This is a genomic window from Roseovarius mucosus (assembly GCF_002080415.1).
GTDB lineage: Bacteria > Pseudomonadota > Alphaproteobacteria > Rhodobacterales > Rhodobacteraceae > Roseovarius > Roseovarius mucosus_A.
In genome coordinates this window covers 4,096,993-4,111,678 of the sequence record NZ_CP020474.1, presented here as the reverse complement: position 1 = coordinate 4,111,678, position 14,686 = coordinate 4,096,993, and the positions used below count along the sequence as shown (strand labels likewise).

Here is a 14,686-nt window from a genome sequence, read left to right as displayed (position 1 = left end):
CGCATCCCCAAAGTTGGGACAGGAGGGATGCAGCCAGAGCCGGGGCAAACCCGCAGGCAGAAACTCAGGCAGAAATCAGAGAAAACCGGGCAGATAAAGCGCACCGACCAGCGTCACCATCAGCGCAAGCGCGCCAACCGCATCGCCGACAATCGTATCCTGCGCACGGGTCGCAGTCGTCTTGATCTGGTGCAACATCTGGGGGCTCCTTCTGAAAACCTCTGTGTTGCTACTTTGTTCTCATATCGCAAACACCAAGTAAAGAACTTTTTAAGAACATATGTGAACAAAAATTCTAACCCACGGAAATTAAACGAATTGCCTGATCCTGTTCCATCAACCACAAGAGCACGCGCGCCGCACGTCCCCGCTCTGACACAAGGTCCGGATCGTCGTGAAGCAGTTTGCGCGCATCCGATTGCGCCACTGCCATCAGCGCCGATTGCGATTCGAGATCGGCAATGCGAAATCGCGGCAGGCCAGATTGCGCCGTGCCGATCAGATCGCCCGCGCCGCGCATCTCCAGATCAACCTCGCTGATGCGAAACCCGTCCTCTGTGTCACGCATCGTGGTCAATCGTCGCTCGCCGCTCTCACTCAGCGGGGCCTGATACATCAAGAGACAGGTCGACGCCGCCTGCCCCCGTCCAACGCGCCCGCGCAACTGATGCAATTGCGCCAGCCCGAAACTCTCGGCGCGCTCGATCACCATGATTGAGGCATTGGGCACATCCACCCCAACCTCAATCACCGTGGTCGAGACCAGAACGCTTGTGTCGCCCCGTTGAAACGCGGCCATCGCGGCATCTTTGTCCTCGGGCGGCATCTGTCCGTGCACCAGCCCCACAACGCCCTCCCCAAGGGCTGCGCGCAACCGCTTGAACCGCTCCTCGGCGCTGCTCAGGTCTACGACCTCGCTTTCCTCGACCAGTGGGCAAACCCAATAGGCCTGACGCCCCTCGGCCAAGGCGCGGCGCAGGTGATCGACCACCTCATCAATCCGCCCCATACTGATCAGCGCCGTCTTGATTGGCTGGCGGCCGGGCGGCTTTTCATCCAGCACCGACACATCCATATCGCCATATTGCGCCAAGGCCAGTGAGCGCGGGATTGGCGTGGCGGTCATCACCAGCACATCGGCCTGTGCGCCTTTCTTGCCCAGCTCAAGACGTTGCCGCACACCAAAACGGTGTTGCTCATCGACAATGGCCAGACGCAAATCGGAAAACTCCACATCCTTTTGAAACACCGCATGGGTGCCCACGAGGATCTGAATATCGCCCCGCGCAAGCGCCGCCAGCTTGGCGCGTCGCTCGGTGCCCTTGTCGCGACCCGTCAGGATTTCGAGCACCACGCCCGCACTCTCGGCCAAGGGGCGCAAGCCCTGCAAATGTTGCCGCGCGAGGATTTCGGTGGGGGCCATCATCACCCCCTGCCCGCCCGCCTCGACCGCGATGAGCAGCGCCTTGAACGCCACCAGCGTCTTGCCCGCGCCCACATCACCCTGAAGCAGCCGGTTCATCCGTTGTGGGGCGGCCATATCGGCGGCAATCTCGGCAATGGCCCGCGTTTGCGCCCCGGTCAGCGCATAGGGCAGCTCTGCCAATACCTTGGCCTGCAAGCGCCCGGTGCCAACCGTCGCGCGCCCCTTGGCGCGGCGCAGTTTTGAGCGGGCCAAGGCCAATGTCATCTGATGCGCCATCAACTCATCATAGGCCAAGCGCTCGCGTGCCGGATGCGCAGGCGAAAGATCCCGCGCCTCTTGCGGCCCATGGGCGGCACGCACCGCAGCGGCCCAATCGGGCCAGCCGGCCTGCGCCTTTTGCACCGGGTCGATCCATTCGGCAAGGTCTGGCAGTCGCATCAACGCCGAGTGCACCCCTTTGGTCATCACCCGCTGCGTGACACCTGCGGTCAGCGGATAGACCGGCTCAAAATCAGGGATGTCCGATGCCTCCTCAAGAGGCAGCATATGATCGGGATGCACGATTTGCGCGATTCCGTCGAAAAGCTCTGCCTTGCCCGACACGATCCGCCGCGCGCCGGTGGGCAGCATTTTGCGCAGATACTCATCGCGGGCATGAAAGAAGACGAGATGAAAGCTGGTGGCGGCATCCTCGACCACCACGCGATACGGCCCGCCTTTGCGCGAGGGCGGACGGTGCTGCCCCACAGTCACCTCGACCGTCACGATCCCGGGCATCTCTGCCCCCTGCACCGTGGCGCGGCGGCGGCGATCCACGCCGGAATGCGGCAGTGTCAGGATCAGGTCGCGCGGCCGCGTGATCTCAAGCGCAGAGAGGGCTTGCGCGGTCTTCGGCCCGATCCCCTCGAGCGTTTCCAGCCCGGCAAAAAGCGGAAATAGGATTTCCGGCCGCCCGCTCATGCGTCCCCGATCAGGGTCAGCCAACCATCCTCGTCAATTGTCTCGATCCCCAAGTCTTGTGCCTTCTTGGCCTTGGACCCGGCCCCCGGCCCTGCCACCAAAAGGTCGGTCTTGGCACTGACCGAACCCGCAACCTTGGCCCCCAGCCCTTCGGCCCGCGCCTTGGCCTCGGCCCGCGTCATCTTTTCGAGGCTGCCGGTGAAGACGACGGTCTTACCCGCAACCGGGCTGCCGTCGGTTCTGGGGCGCGCGGCCTCTTGCACGGTCAGATACTCGGTCAGCCGGTCAATGCTGCCGCGTTCATGCGGCTCTGCAAAGGCCCCGACAAGGGCGCGCGCCATGACCGTGCCCACCCCGTCGATCCCCAACAGACGCTCCCACTCCGGCCCTTCATAATCCTTGGCCCCGTCCATCGCCGCGATGAAATCATCCCAAGTGCCGTAATTGCGCGCAATCAGGGTACTGGCCTGCTCGCCCACATGCCGGATCCCAAGCGCAAAGAGCAACCGACCAAAGGGTATTTTTCTTTTTTCTTCAATAGCTTCAAAGAGGTTCTTCGCGCTCTTTTCGCCCCAGCCCTCGCGGTTCTTCAACTGCTGCAGGCCAGAGCCATAGCGCTCTTGCAGGGTAAAGATATCTGCCGGTTCCTTGATCCAGCCATAGCGGTAGAATTGCTCTACCTGCTTGGCCCCCAGCCCTTCGATGTCAAAGGCGGCGCGGGATACGAAATGCTTGAGCTTTTCCACCGCCTGCGCCGGACAAATAAGACCGCCCACACAGCGCCGCACCGCATCGCCCTCTTCGCGCACCGCATCCGATCCGCATTCGGGACAAGTCGCGGGAAAGACATAGGGTGCGACCCCCTCCGCCCGCTTGCTCAGGTCTACATCGGCCACTTTTGGGATCACATCGCCCGCGCGGTAAACCTGCACCCAGTCGCCCACGCGAATATCCTTGCCGCCGCGAATGACCTCGCCTTTGCTGTCACGCCCGGCGATGTAATCCTCATTATGCAGAGTGGCATTGCTGACCACCACGCCGCCCACCGTGACCGGCGTCAGCCGCGCAACGGGGCTTAGCGCGCCGGTGCGCCCAACCTGAATGTCGATCGCCTCCAGCCGTGTCCAGGCCAGTTCGGCGGGAAACTTATGCGCAATCGCCCAACGCGGCGTGGTCGAGCGAAAGCCAAGACGCGCCTGCAGGCCCAGATCATCGACCTTGTAGACCACGCCGTCGATGTCATAGCCCAAAGTCGCGCGCGCCTGTTCGATCCGCGCGTAATGCTCAAGCAGCGCCTCGACCCCATCACAGAGCACTGTCAGCGGGTTGGTCTGAAACCCGAGCGCCTTCAGACGCGCAATCGCGCCCATCTGCGTCTCGGCCAGGGGCGCGCTCACCTCGCCCCAGCTATAGGCAAAGAACAGCAGCGGCCGCGCAGCCGTGATCTTGGCATCCAGCTGCCGCAACGATCCCGCCGCGGCATTGCGCGGATTGGCAAATTGTTTGTCCGATTTCTCGGCTTGCCGCGCGTTCAGCGCGGCGAAATCGGCATGGCTCATATAGACTTCGCCGCGCACTTCCAGAATTTCGGGCGCACCGGTCAAACTCTCGGGAATATCGGTGATGGTGCGGGCGTTGGCGGTGACATTCTCACCCACCTCGCCATCGCCGCGCGTCGCGGCCTGCACCAGCCTGCCCTGAACATATCGCAAGCTCAGGCTTAGCCCGTCGATCTTTGGCTCAGCGGTATAGGCCAGCGGCGCATCGTCCGGCAGGCCCAGATAGCGGCGAATACGGCTGTCGAACTCGGCCACATCCTCTGGCTCGAACGCATTGCCCAGGCTCAGCATGCGGATGCTATGGGCCACCTTGGCAAAGCCATCCAGCGGCGCGGCGCCTACCTGATCCGATGCGCTGTCGTCGCGCTTGAGCTCAGGAAAGCGCGCCTCGATCGCCGCATTGCGCGCCTTGAGCGCGTCATAGGCCGCATCGGTGATTTCGGGCGCATCCTCGGTGTGATAGGCCCGGTTTGCCGCCGCCAAGAGCGCCGCAAGCCGCCCCAATTCGGCCTGCGCCTCGCTTTCGGTCAGATCCTCAACGGCAAGTTTGTCGGTCATCGGCCCCTCGCTGATCCCGGATGCGGCGGCCATTCCCTGCCCGCCTCTCCCTGATCAGAGTGATAGTGCCCGACCCGCCCAGCGTCCAGAGCCTGTGCTACCCTCAGGCCCCAATGGCCAGAGGCCGCCCGCCCAGCGTCGCTTGCTCAGGATCCCGCAGCACATAGCCGCGCCCCCAGACCGTCTCGATGTAATTGACACCATCGGTGGCCTCGCAGAGTTTCTTGCGCAGCTTGCAGATAAACACGTCGATGATCTTGAGTTCCGGTTCATCCATGCCGCCGTAGAGGTGGTTCAGGAACATCTCTTTGGTCAGGGTTGTGCCTTTGCGCAGGCTCAACAGCTCCAGCATCTGGTATTCCTTGCCGGTCAGATGCACCGGCTTGCCGCCCGCATCCACCGTCTTGGCATCAAGGTTCACATTGATCTTGCCGGTGCGGATCACCGATTGCGAATGCCCCTTGGACCGCCGGATGATGGCGTGGATACGCGCCACCAACTCATCGCGGTGGAATGGCTTGGTCAGATAATCATCCGCGCCAAATCCGAACCCTTTGATCTTGCTTTCGGTGTCATCCGCCCCTGACAGGATCAGGATCGGCGTGGCAATGCGCGCCAGCCGCAATTGGCGCAACACCTCGTGCCCGTTCATATCCGGCAGGCCCAGATCCAGCAAGATCAGGTCGTAATCATAGAGCTTTGCCAGATCTATGCCCTCTTCCCCCAGATCGGTGGTGTAGACATTGAGATTGGCATGGGTGAGCATCAACTCGATGCTTTTCGAGGTTGTCGGATCATCCTCGACCAAAAGTACGCGCATTGGGGACTCCATGGATCATTGTTTTGATACCGATCACACTGCTCAAAAATGGTTAACTACCCGTTACCATTGTTTCAACATCTCAAATGCTCAACCTGCAGTTATCGATACGCCCCCAATGCCGTGACCTTGAGCGCACCCTCCCCATGCTTGGCCACCGCGGCAATCCAGCCGTCAAACTCCTCTTCGCTCAACCCATAGGTTTCGAGCGCCTCACGCCGCGAGATCAGCCCATAGGCCACCCCGCGCACCACCGCCAACTTGCGCGATGCAACCCATCGCGCCGTATCGGCGGGCGGCAAATCCGCCCGGCTGAACACCGTTCCATCCGCCAAGGTAACAGCCCTTGGCCCTTCCACTTTCTTGAGATACATGACGCTCACCCCTTTGGTCTGATGCACCCAGAATGGCGCTTTCAGGCTTAATGCGGTGTGAAACCGGGTCTTGAGAGTGTTTAGGATTTTCCTATATTCTGAAACACCCGAGCGGAGGCCGCCATGGCATTGGACATAAATAAACCATTGAACTCCCTTGGGTTTCCGAAATCCCCGGCCGAAACCCGTGTGGTTGTCGCCATGTCGGGCGGCGTTGACAGCTCGGTTGTGGCCGCACATCTGGCCGCCGAGGGCTATGATGTGGTGGGCGTCACCCTGCAACTTTACGACCATGGCGCGGCTCTGGCCAAGAAGGGCGCCTGCTGTGCCGGGGTGGATATCCACGACGCCCGCCGCGTTGCCGAGGAAATGGGCTTTCCGCATTACGTGCTGGATTACGAGAACATCTTTCGCGATGCCGTGATCGACGAATTCGCTGATAGCTATCTTGCCGGAGCCACGCCCGTGCCCTGCATCCGCTGCAATGAACGGGTCAAGTTCAAGGACCTTTTGGAAACCGCCCGCGATCTTGAGGCGGATTGCATGGCGACCGGCCATTATATTCAGCGCAAGATGGGCGTGCAGGGGCCGGAATTGCACAGCGCCACTGATTCGGCGCGCGACCAGTCCTATTTTCTGTTCTCGACCACGCCCGAGCAGCTCGAATTCCTGCGCTTCCCGCTGGGGCATCTGCCCTCGAAACAGGCGACGCGTGAATTGGCCGCGCAATATGGCCTGCAAGTCGCGGACAAACCCGACAGTCAGGACATCTGCTTTGTCCCCAACGGCAATTACGCCAGCGTGATCGAAAAACTGCGCCCCGGTGCCGCCGAACCCGGTGAGATTGTCCATGCCGATGGCCGCATCCTTGGCACGCATGAGGGCGTCATCCATTACACCATCGGTCAGCGTCGCGGCCTTGGCATCGGCGGGCTTGAAGAGCCGCTCTATGTCGTGCGCCTTGACGTCGACACGCGCCGTGTGATCGTCGGCCCCAAGGACATGCTCTCGACCCGCACCGTGCCGCTGCGCGAAATCAACTGGCTGGGCGATGCCCCCCTCACCTCTCAGGCGGAATGGCATATCTCGGTCAAGGTCCGCTCCACCCGCCCGCCGCGCGAGGCGGTGCTGCGCCCCATTTCCGCCACCGAGGCGACGGTTGAATTGCTGACACCAGAGGAAGGCGTCTCGCCCGGTCAGGCCTGCGTTTTCTATGAAACCACCGGCACCCGCGTTCTGGGCGGCGGCTGGATCTGGCGCGGCGCGACAGTCTGAGGCGTTAAAACGCCCCGCTCAGGTGTTGAAGAGAAAGTGCAAAACGTCGCCATCCTTGACGACATAGCTCTTGCCCTCAGACCGCATCTTGCCCGCGTCCTTGGCCTTTTGCTCGCCGCCAAGTGTCACGAAATCGTCATAGGCAATCGTCTCGGCCCGGATGAATCCGCGCTCGAAATCGCCGTGGATCACGCCCGCCGCCTTGGGGGCTGGCGTGCCTGCCGGAATGGTCCAGGCGCGCGCCTCTTTGGGCCCGACGGTGAAATACGTCTCAAGATGCAAGAGACCATAGCCCGCCCGGATCAGCCGATCCAGCCCCGCCTCTTCCAGCCCCATCTCGGTTAGAAACATCTCCGCTTCTTCCGGCTCGAGCTTGGAGATTTCCTCTTCGATCTGCGCAGAAATCACAACTGAGGCCGCGCCCTGTTCAGCAGCCATCTTTGCCACCGCCTCAGAATGGGTATTGCCGGTCGCGGCATTCCCCTCATCCACGTTGCAGACATAGAGCACCGGCTTGGCGGTCAAAAGTTGCAGCATTTTCCATGCTTTAATGTCTTCGGCATCCACCTCAACCGTGCGCGCCGGGCGTCCCTCTTCCAGCGCGGCCTGCGCTGCGGCCAAGAGCCGCTCAGCCTGTGCCGCCTCTTTATCGCCGCCCTTGAGCTTGCGTTGCAGGCCTGCGCGCCGCTTTTCAACCGACTCAAGATCAGACAGCATCAATTCGGTCTCGATCGTATCGGCATCCGCCACCGGATCAACGCGCCCCTCCACATGGGTCACATCGCCATCCTCAAAGCAGCGCAGCACATGGGCAATCGCATCCGTCTCGCGGATATTGGCCAAAAACTGATTGCCCAGCCCCTCGCCTTTGGACGCCCCTTTGACCAGCCCGGCAATGTCCACAAAGGTCATGCGCGTCGGGATGATCTGCTTGGATCCGGCAATCTGCGCCAATTTGTCCAGCCGCGCATCAGGCACGGCCACCTCGCCCACATTCGGCTCGATCGTGCAAAAGGGAAAGTTCGCCGCCTGCGCCGCAGCCGTGCGGGTGAGCGCATTAAAGAGCGTGGATTTGCCAACATTGGGCAGGCCCACGATTCCCATTTTAAAGCCCATCTCAGACCCTCCATGCGGTGAATTGCGCGCATCTACGGGTTTGCGCCCCCCAAGGTCAAGCCGGGCATTGATTTCCCGCGCGCTTTGCGCCAAACCCGCACGGACCCATTCGAAGGACAGACCAACATGACACGTATCGACGCCAAATTCGCAGAGTTGAAGGCCGCCGGTAAAAAGGCGTTCGTTTCCTACATCATGGCGGGCGATCCGGATTATGACACCTCGCTCGCGGTGATGCAGGGGCTGCCTGCTGCGGGGGTGGATATCATCGAATTGGGCGTGCCCTTTACTGATCCGATGGCGGACGGGCCAACCATCCAACTCGCCGGTCAGAGGGCGCTGGCGGCGGGCATGACGCTCGAAAAAACGCTGGCCATGGCGCGCGAGTTTCGTAAAGGCGATGACAGCACGCCCATCGTGCTCATGGGCTATTACAACCCGATCTACAATCGTGGCGTGGACAAGTTCCTGACCGATGCGAAGGCCGCCGGGATCGACGGGCTGATCGTGGTTGATCTGCCCCCCGAAGAGGATGACGAACTCTGCATTCCGGCCAGCAAGGCGGGGATGAACTTCATCCGCCTCGCCACCCCCACAACCGATGACAAACGCCTGCCCAAGGTGCTCGAAAACACCTCTGGCTTTGTTTATTACGTCTCGATCACCGGCATCACCGGGGCAGCGGCGGCAGAGGCGGCGGATGTCGCCCCCGAGGTGGCACGCATCAAGGCTCAGACCGATCTACCGGTGATCGTGGGCTTTGGCATCCGCACACCGGAAACTGCGCAGACGATTGCCAGCGTTGCCGATGGCTGCGTCGTAGGCTCGGCCATCGTGGGCGAGATTGCCAAGGGCAAAGCGGTCACAGAGGTTTTGGCCTTTGTAAAAGGTCTGGCCGACGGGGCACACCGCGCCTGAGTGCCATGCCGAATAGTTAATAAAACGTAAATATAACGGATAGTTGCGGGTCGAAGCTATCGCGCTGTGACTTGACTCACCGCGCGGCCTCACGTATAGGTTGTGACATGCTGGACGAAATGGGCAACGGCCCCGGGGGAAACCCCGGAGGCCGTTTTTTCATGTCGAGCAGACAGAGGGGCCCACCGAAACACACCACTCATGAGGCAAGAGCACGCATGGTTTTGATCACCCCCGACGAGGGGCCCACCGGCCTGACCACCTCGATCAACGCGCTGGAACAGCAATTGGCCGACATGCGCGTCGATCTGGCAGAGATCTATCAACGGATCAGAGCCGGTGATCTGGATGAATTGAAAAACGCGACCAAGGCCACCGCCGAGATCCGGCAATGGCTCAAAATCGCTCTGGAAGCGGAGGCACAACTTGAACGACGCAGAAAAGAAGACCTTGGTATTGTCCATGGATACGCCCTCGATTTCGACGACGCCCGGCATCAGATCGGGTGCCGATTGGATCGTCTCAAACGGGCAAGCTGTCCGGGACGACTTTCTCGATGCCCTGAGTGACGGCGAGCTCATGGCCCTGCCCTATCTCTTCGAGTTCTGGGCGCTGCCGCATCAACTGCCGCCCTCGGGCGACTGGCGGACATGGGTGATCATGGGCGGGCGCGGGGCGGGCAAGACCCGCGCCGGGGCCGAATGGGTGCGGTCCGAGGTCGAAGGCGCGCGCCCCATGGATACAGGCCGCTGCAAGCGGATCGCCCTTGTGGGCGAGACGATTGATCAGGTGCGCGAAGTGATGATCTTTGGCGAGAGCGGCATTCTCGCCTGTTCGCCCCCCGACCGCCGCCCCGAATGGCAGGCCACGCGCAAGCGGCTGATCTGGCCCAATGGCGCGGTGGCACAGGCCTTTTCCGCCCATGATCCCGAGGGGCTGCGCGGCCCGCAATTCGACGGAGCCTGGGTGGATGAGCTGGCCAAGTGGAAACGCGCGCGCGAAACTTGGGACATGCTGCAATTCGGTCTGCGGTTGGGCGAAGCGCCGCGCGTCTGCGTCACCACCACGCCGCGCAATGTGGGCGTGCTCAAGGACATCCTTGCCACCCCCAGCACTGTGACCAGCTCCGCCCCCACCGAGGCCAACCGCGCCCATCTCGCCGAGAGCTTCCTTGACGAGGTGCGCGCACGCTATGCAGGCACGCGGCTTGGGCGGCAGGAACTGGACGGCCTGCTGATTGACGAGGCCGAGGATGCGCTCTGGAGCCCAGCCATGCTAGAGGCCGCGCGCGTCGACACCTTGCCCGAATTTGACCGCGTGGTGGTGGCGGTTGATCCTCCGGTTTCGGGCCATGCCGCATCGGATGAATGCGGGATCATTGTGGTCGGGGCCATCACGCGCGGCCCGGTGCAGGACTGGCGCGCCTATGTTCTGGCCGATGCCAGCGTCAGCGCCGCCAGCCCCGCCCGCTGGGCCCGCGCCGTGATCCGCGCACGCGAGCTTTGGGGGGCAGAACGGGTGGTGGCCGAGGTCAATCAGGGCGGCGATCTGGTGGAACAGGTGATCCGGCAGGTCGACCCCCTCGTGCCCCTGCGCAAGGTCCACGCCAGCCGGGGCAAGGTGGCACGGGCAGAGCCGGTGGCAGCGCTTTATGAACAGGGCCGGGTCCATCACGCGCGCGGGCTTGGCACGTTGGAGGATCAGATGTGCGCCATGACCGCACGCGGCTATGAGGGCCGTGGCAGCCCCGACCGCGTCGATGCGTTGGTCTGGGCGCTCACCGATCTCATCGTGGAACCCGCCTCGAAATGGGTCCGCCCAAGGGTGCGCGGGGTCTAAAGCGCGCCGCCGACGGGGGTCTAACGTCCCGGGCCTGACCCGGGACATCGGCGCCGCCCCCCGTGCGACGCCAGGCACGATAGCTTAACGCTGCCATGAATCTTTTGATCCATGCAGGGGGCATGCAGGCTCAATTCAACGGATAAAGGCGCAAGATACACCGTTCTGTGCACTGTTCAAACGTAGACGATATCGCTGACCCAAGGCCGGTTCGGCATGTCTCGCGCAAGGACCCCAGTCCACCTTGTCATCGGCTTGGAGTGCTGAATGCTCAAACGGCCCCGATTTCCAACAATCGACAGGAACCCAAAGATCCGGTAGTGCGGCCCTGACATTTTGTTTTTAAGGGCTTTCTTGGCATGGGCTGATTGGTAGATGCTAAATCCAAAGCATCATCCCAGTCTGAACCATCGGACCAAGCGTAGATTCCAAAGGCGGACATAAAGAGACAGGCAAACCCACATTCAGTTGAAAAATATAGCCCTTTTTCTTGACAATACCTCCTCTGGACGCCCAACTCTCTACCGCGTACCGCCCAACCCAAGGACCCTGCCATGATCCCCACCACCTACCCGCCCAAGGATGAGATCGCCCGTCTGACCGCCCGCATGCTGCTGGAAATCGGCGCAGTGCATTTCAACGCGGACACGCCCTTTACGCTGGCCTCGGGCCTGCCCTCACCCACCTATATCGACTGCCGCAAGTTGATCTCCTATCCGCGCATCCGCAGCACCCTTATGGATTTTCTCTCGATCACCGTGATGCGGGAAGCCGGGTTTGAGGCGTTCGACAATATCGCGGGCGGCGAAACCGCGGGTATTCCCTTTGCGGCCCTTGTCGCCGAGCGTATGGCCCTGCCCATGACCTATGTGCGCAAGAAACCGAAAGGCTATGGGCGCAACGCTCGCATCGAAGGGGCCATGACCGAGGGGCAGCGCGTACTCTTGGTTGAGGATCTCACCACGGATGGCGGCTCAAAGCTCAGCTTTGTGGATGCCATCCGCGAAACCGGGGCCACCTGCGGCCATACGGCGGTGATCTTTTACTACGGCATTTTCCCCGACACCAAGAAAACCCTTGGCGATCACGGCGTGGCCCTGCATCACCTCTGCACGTGGTGGGATGTGTTGGCCGAGGCGCGCACGCAAGCGATTTTCGAGGCCGCTACTCTTGACGCGGTCGAAGATTTCTTGCGCGATCCCCGTAAGTGGCAGGCGGCACACAAGAAATAAATTTGTCCTCAGGGGATGGGGATAAACCACCTCTCGAATCGTAAAATGCTTCGATATGTGGTAGGCTAGGAAAATCCTAATACAGGATATGGGAAGCGCTTCTGTGGCGCGGCCCTATCCACCGACTTATCCCGCCAAATGCCCACAGGTTTATACAAGTGGCGAGCGCGCAAGGATTGGCCTAGAACTCTCGAACCAAGACTACCGACACGATACCGATAAAACACCGAACAAACGGGGACCGCAGGCATGAACGAGATCAGCGCTTTCAATCCGACTGGGGCAGAGATTCAATCCGCTGAAAGCGTGCCGCATTCGATCGAGGCTGAGCAGCAACTCCTCGGTGCGATTCTGACAAATAACGATGTCTATGACCGCATCGCCGCCATTATCGGCCCACAGCATTTCTACGACCCCGTCCATGCCCGTATTTTCGAAACCGCCGCCGCCCGCATCGCCAAGAACAACCTCGCCTCGCCCGTAACCTTGCGCGCGTTCCTCGAAAATGATGAGGGGTTAAAAGAGCTTGGCGGGCCTGCGTATCTTGCCAAACTGGCCGGTGCCGCGATCTCGACCTTCGCCGTGCGCGACTATGCGCAAATGATCTATGATCTGGCGATCCGCCGCGCGCTTATTGCCTTGGGTCATGACATCGCCGGCAAGGCGGCCCGCGTCAATGTCGATAGCGAACCCAAGGATCAAATCGTCGAGGCCGAACAAAAGCTCTACCAATTGGCTGAGCAAGGTCAGTCCGAGAGCGGATTTCAAAGCTTTCTCAAGGCTGTAACAGACGCTGTTAATGTGGCCAACGCCGCCTATCAGCGCGAAGGCGGGTTGGCAGGCATCTCAACCGGGCTGGTCGATCTTGATGGAAAACTGGGCGGGCTGCACAAATCCGACCTTCTCATCCTTGCGGGCCGCCCCTCGATGGGCAAAACGTCGCTCGCGACCAATATCGCCTTTAACGTAGCCAAGGCCTATCGCCGAGGCACGCTGCCCGATGGGTCTGAGGGGGCTGTGGATGGCGGCGTCGTGGGCTTCTTCTCGCTTGAAATGAGCGCCGAACAATTGGCCGGTCGGGTGCTGGCCGAAGCCTCGGAAATCTCCTCGCACAAGATCCGTCAGGGCGACATGGACGAAAGCGAGTTCCGCCGCTTTGTCGAAGCCGCCAAGACACTGGAATCCTGTCCGCTCTATATCGACGATACTGCCGCGATCCCGATTTCACAACTTGCCGCGCGCGCGCGACGGTTAAAGCGCACGCATGGTCTTGATCTCTTGATCGTCGACTACCTGCAACTTGTGCGCGGGTCCTCTGACAACCGGGTGCAGGAGATTGGCGAAATTTCCATGGGGCTCAAGGCAATAGCCAAGGAACTTAACATCCCCGTCGTGGCCCTTTCGCAGTTGTCGCGCCAAGTCGAAAGCCGCGAGGACAAGCGCCCGCAACTCTCGGACCTGCGCGAATCCGGCTCGATCGAACAGGACGCCGATGTCGTGATGTTCGTGTTCCGCGAAGAATATTACAAGGAACGCGAAAAGCCGGGCGATCACGAAATGGATAAGATGGCCGAATGGCAAGAGGCGATGTCGCGCCTGCATGGCAAGGCCGAAGTCATCATCGGCAAACAGCGCCACGGCCCTATCGGTACGGTTGAATTGAGCTTTGAGGCGCAGTTCACCCGCTTTGGCAATCTGGTCAAGCCCTGGCAACAAGGCGGAAACGCCGACTACTGAAACCTGCAATGGACGGGGGCGCTGCCCCCGAACCCCCGAGGTATTTCGGGCCAGATGAACCGCAATTGATAGCAAGACCCGCCGACCATGCCCCGATATGCCCTCCGGATCGAATATGATGGCGCGCCCTTTGCCGGATGGCAGCGGCAGGTCGATCACCCCTCTGTGCAAGGTGCCGTCGAGGCGGCGCTCGCGCGGATTGAACCGGGGTCCCATACCATCGCCGCCGCCGGGCGCACGGATGCAGGCGTGCACGCGATTGCCCAGGTGGCGCATTGCGACCTGACACGGGAATGGGGCACGTTTCGCCTTTCAGAGGCGCTCAACTATCACCTCAAACCTTTGCCCGTGGCGATTACGGCCTGCGTGCGTGTCGCTGAAGACTGGCACGCAAGGTTTTCCGCAAACGAGCGGCGCTATCTTTTTCGCGTCATGTCGCGGCGCGCCCCTGTTACGTTGGACCGAGGCCGGGTTTGGCATGTGCGCCCAAAGCTCGATATCGAGGCGATGCGCGCAGGCGCACAACATCTGATCGGGATGCATGATTTCACCACTTTCCGCTCGACCATTTGTCAGGCGGCAAGCCCAATCAAGACATTGGACGCCATTGAGATTTCGGAGCACGAGAGCGCCATGGGCCCCGAGATCCATTTCCGCCTGCGCGCCCGGTCGTTTCTGCACAATCAAGTCCGCAGTATCGTGGGCACGTTGGAGCGTGTGGGCGCGGGGTCTTGGCATCCCGATGAGGTGCGCGCCGCACTGAACGCACGCGACCGCGCCGCCTGTGGCCCGGTGTGCCCCCCTCATGGCCTCTATCTGGCTGGGGTCAGCTATCCGCAAGACCCGTTCGCCGCGCAAGATTAGGCTTTGAT

Annotated in this window: 13 protein-coding genes; 7 read left to right on the top strand and 6 right to left on the bottom strand. The window is 61.3% G+C overall.

Annotated features, from left to right (window positions below; all coding sequences use genetic code 11):
• Window positions 1–75: 75 nt before the first annotated feature.
• The 5 genes from ROSMUCSMR3_RS21790 to ROSMUCSMR3_RS19575 all read right to left on the bottom strand — a co-directional run bounded on the left by ROSMUCSMR3_RS21790 (window position 76) and on the right by ROSMUCSMR3_RS19575 (window position 5,697).
• Complete coding sequence (locus tag ROSMUCSMR3_RS21790; RefSeq protein ID WP_008282202.1) at window positions 76–198, bottom strand: hypothetical protein; 123 nt, start codon at window positions 196–198, stop codon at window positions 76–78.
• Between the two features lie 97 nt (window positions 199–295).
• Window positions 296–2,386: an ATP-dependent DNA helicase RecG gene (gene recG, locus ROSMUCSMR3_RS19590; RefSeq protein WP_081508464.1), complete on the bottom strand. Its 2,091-nt coding sequence runs from the start codon at window positions 2,384–2,386 to the stop codon at window positions 296–298.
• Window positions 2,383–4,503: an NAD-dependent DNA ligase LigA gene (gene ligA / locus ROSMUCSMR3_RS19585; RefSeq protein ID WP_081508681.1), complete on the bottom strand. Its 2,121-nt coding sequence runs from the start codon at window positions 4,501–4,503 to the stop codon at window positions 2,383–2,385. Before ligA ends, recG begins: the two co-directional genes overlap by 4 nt.
• Before the next feature lie 103 nt (window positions 4,504–4,606).
• The gene (gene ctrA / locus ROSMUCSMR3_RS19580; RefSeq protein WP_008282199.1) at window positions 4,607–5,323 is read right to left on the bottom strand and encodes a response regulator transcription factor CtrA; all 717 of its coding nucleotides are present in this window, start codon (window positions 5,321–5,323) and stop codon (window positions 4,607–4,609) included.
• Between the two features lie 101 nt (window positions 5,324–5,424).
• Window positions 5,425–5,697 (bottom strand): DUF1153 domain-containing protein, encoded by a 273-nt coding sequence (locus ROSMUCSMR3_RS19575; protein ID WP_081508463.1) that lies wholly within the window; start codon window positions 5,695–5,697, stop codon window positions 5,425–5,427.
• Between the two features lie 123 nt (window positions 5,698–5,820).
• On the opposite strand from ROSMUCSMR3_RS19575, the gene mnmA reads away from it, so the two are divergent.
• Window positions 5,821–6,972 (top strand): tRNA 2-thiouridine(34) synthase MnmA, encoded by a 1,152-nt coding sequence (mnmA, locus tag ROSMUCSMR3_RS19570; RefSeq protein ID WP_008282197.1) that lies wholly within the window; start codon window positions 5,821–5,823, stop codon window positions 6,970–6,972.
• Window positions 6,973–6,990: 18 nt separating this feature from the next.
• Here mnmA and ychF read toward each other — a convergent pair whose 3' ends face one another.
• Window positions 6,991–8,088, bottom strand: a complete 1,098-nt coding sequence (ychF, locus tag ROSMUCSMR3_RS19565) for a redox-regulated ATPase YchF (RefSeq protein WP_008282196.1) — start codon at window positions 8,086–8,088, stop codon at window positions 6,991–6,993.
• Between the two features lie 126 nt (window positions 8,089–8,214).
• On the opposite strand from ychF, the gene trpA reads away from it, so the two are divergent.
• The 6 genes from trpA to truA all read left to right on the top strand — a co-directional run bounded on the left by trpA (window position 8,215) and on the right by truA (window position 14,678).
• On the top strand, window positions 8,215–9,006 hold the full coding sequence (gene trpA / locus ROSMUCSMR3_RS19560; RefSeq protein ID WP_008282195.1) for a tryptophan synthase subunit alpha: 792 nt from the start codon (window positions 8,215–8,217) through the stop codon (window positions 9,004–9,006).
• A gap of 107 nt (window positions 9,007–9,113) precedes the next feature.
• On the top strand, window positions 9,114–9,575 hold the full coding sequence (locus tag ROSMUCSMR3_RS19555) for a hypothetical protein (protein WP_151979205.1): 462 nt from the start codon (window positions 9,114–9,116) through the stop codon (window positions 9,573–9,575).
• Between the two features lie 10 nt (window positions 9,576–9,585).
• Window positions 9,586–10,845, top strand: coding sequence for a DNA-packaging protein (locus tag ROSMUCSMR3_RS19550; protein WP_081508462.1), 1,260 nt, complete (start codon window positions 9,586–9,588; stop codon window positions 10,843–10,845).
• 554 nt (window positions 10,846–11,399) lie between these two features.
• A complete protein-coding gene (locus ROSMUCSMR3_RS19545; protein WP_081508461.1) occupies window positions 11,400–12,077 on the top strand; it encodes an orotate phosphoribosyltransferase in 678 nt (225 codons plus the stop codon).
• A gap of 249 nt (window positions 12,078–12,326) precedes the next feature.
• Window positions 12,327–13,814: a replicative DNA helicase gene (locus ROSMUCSMR3_RS19540; RefSeq protein ID WP_008282191.1), complete on the top strand. Its 1,488-nt coding sequence runs from the start codon at window positions 12,327–12,329 to the stop codon at window positions 13,812–13,814.
• Window positions 13,815–13,901: 87 nt separating this feature from the next.
• Window positions 13,902–14,678, top strand: a complete 777-nt coding sequence (gene truA, locus ROSMUCSMR3_RS19535; protein WP_081508460.1) for a tRNA pseudouridine(38-40) synthase TruA — start codon at window positions 13,902–13,904, stop codon at window positions 14,676–14,678.
• The last annotated feature ends 8 nt before the right edge of the window (window positions 14,679–14,686 follow it).

Excerpts from the sequence above, each read along its gene's own strand:
- ROSMUCSMR3_RS19550 (WP_081508462.1), top strand. The coding sequence starts at position 9,586 with ATGGCCCTGCCCTATCTCTTCGAGTTCTGGGCGCTGCCGCATCAACTG.
- ROSMUCSMR3_RS19555 (WP_151979205.1), top strand. The coding sequence starts at position 9,114 with ATGCTGGACGAAATGGGCAACGGCCCCGGGGGAAACCCCGGAGGCCGT.
- ligA (WP_081508681.1), bottom strand. The coding sequence starts at position 4,503 with ATGACCGACAAACTTGCCGTTGAGGATCTGACCGAAAGCGAGGCGCAG.
- ROSMUCSMR3_RS19540 (WP_008282191.1), top strand. The coding sequence starts at position 12,327 with ATGAACGAGATCAGCGCTTTCAATCCGACTGGGGCAGAGATTCAATCC.
- ROSMUCSMR3_RS19545 (WP_081508461.1), top strand. The coding sequence starts at position 11,400 with ATGATCCCCACCACCTACCCGCCCAAGGATGAGATCGCCCGTCTGACC.
- ROSMUCSMR3_RS21790 (WP_008282202.1), bottom strand. The coding sequence starts at position 198 with ATGTTGCACCAGATCAAGACGACTGCGACCCGTGCGCAGGATACGATT.
- ychF (WP_008282196.1), bottom strand. The coding sequence starts at position 8,088 with ATGGGCTTTAAAATGGGAATCGTGGGCCTGCCCAATGTTGGCAAATCC.
- mnmA (WP_008282197.1), top strand. The coding sequence starts at position 5,821 with ATGGCATTGGACATAAATAAACCATTGAACTCCCTTGGGTTTCCGAAA.
- trpA (WP_008282195.1), top strand. The coding sequence starts at position 8,215 with ATGACACGTATCGACGCCAAATTCGCAGAGTTGAAGGCCGCCGGTAAA.
- recG (WP_081508464.1), bottom strand. The coding sequence starts at position 2,386 with ATGAGCGGGCGGCCGGAAATCCTATTTCCGCTTTTTGCCGGGCTGGAA.
- truA (WP_081508460.1), top strand. The coding sequence starts at position 13,902 with ATGCCCCGATATGCCCTCCGGATCGAATATGATGGCGCGCCCTTTGCC.
- ctrA (WP_008282199.1), bottom strand. The coding sequence starts at position 5,323 with ATGCGCGTACTTTTGGTCGAGGATGATCCGACAACCTCGAAAAGCATC.
- ROSMUCSMR3_RS19575 (WP_081508463.1), bottom strand. The coding sequence starts at position 5,697 with ATGTATCTCAAGAAAGTGGAAGGGCCAAGGGCTGTTACCTTGGCGGAT.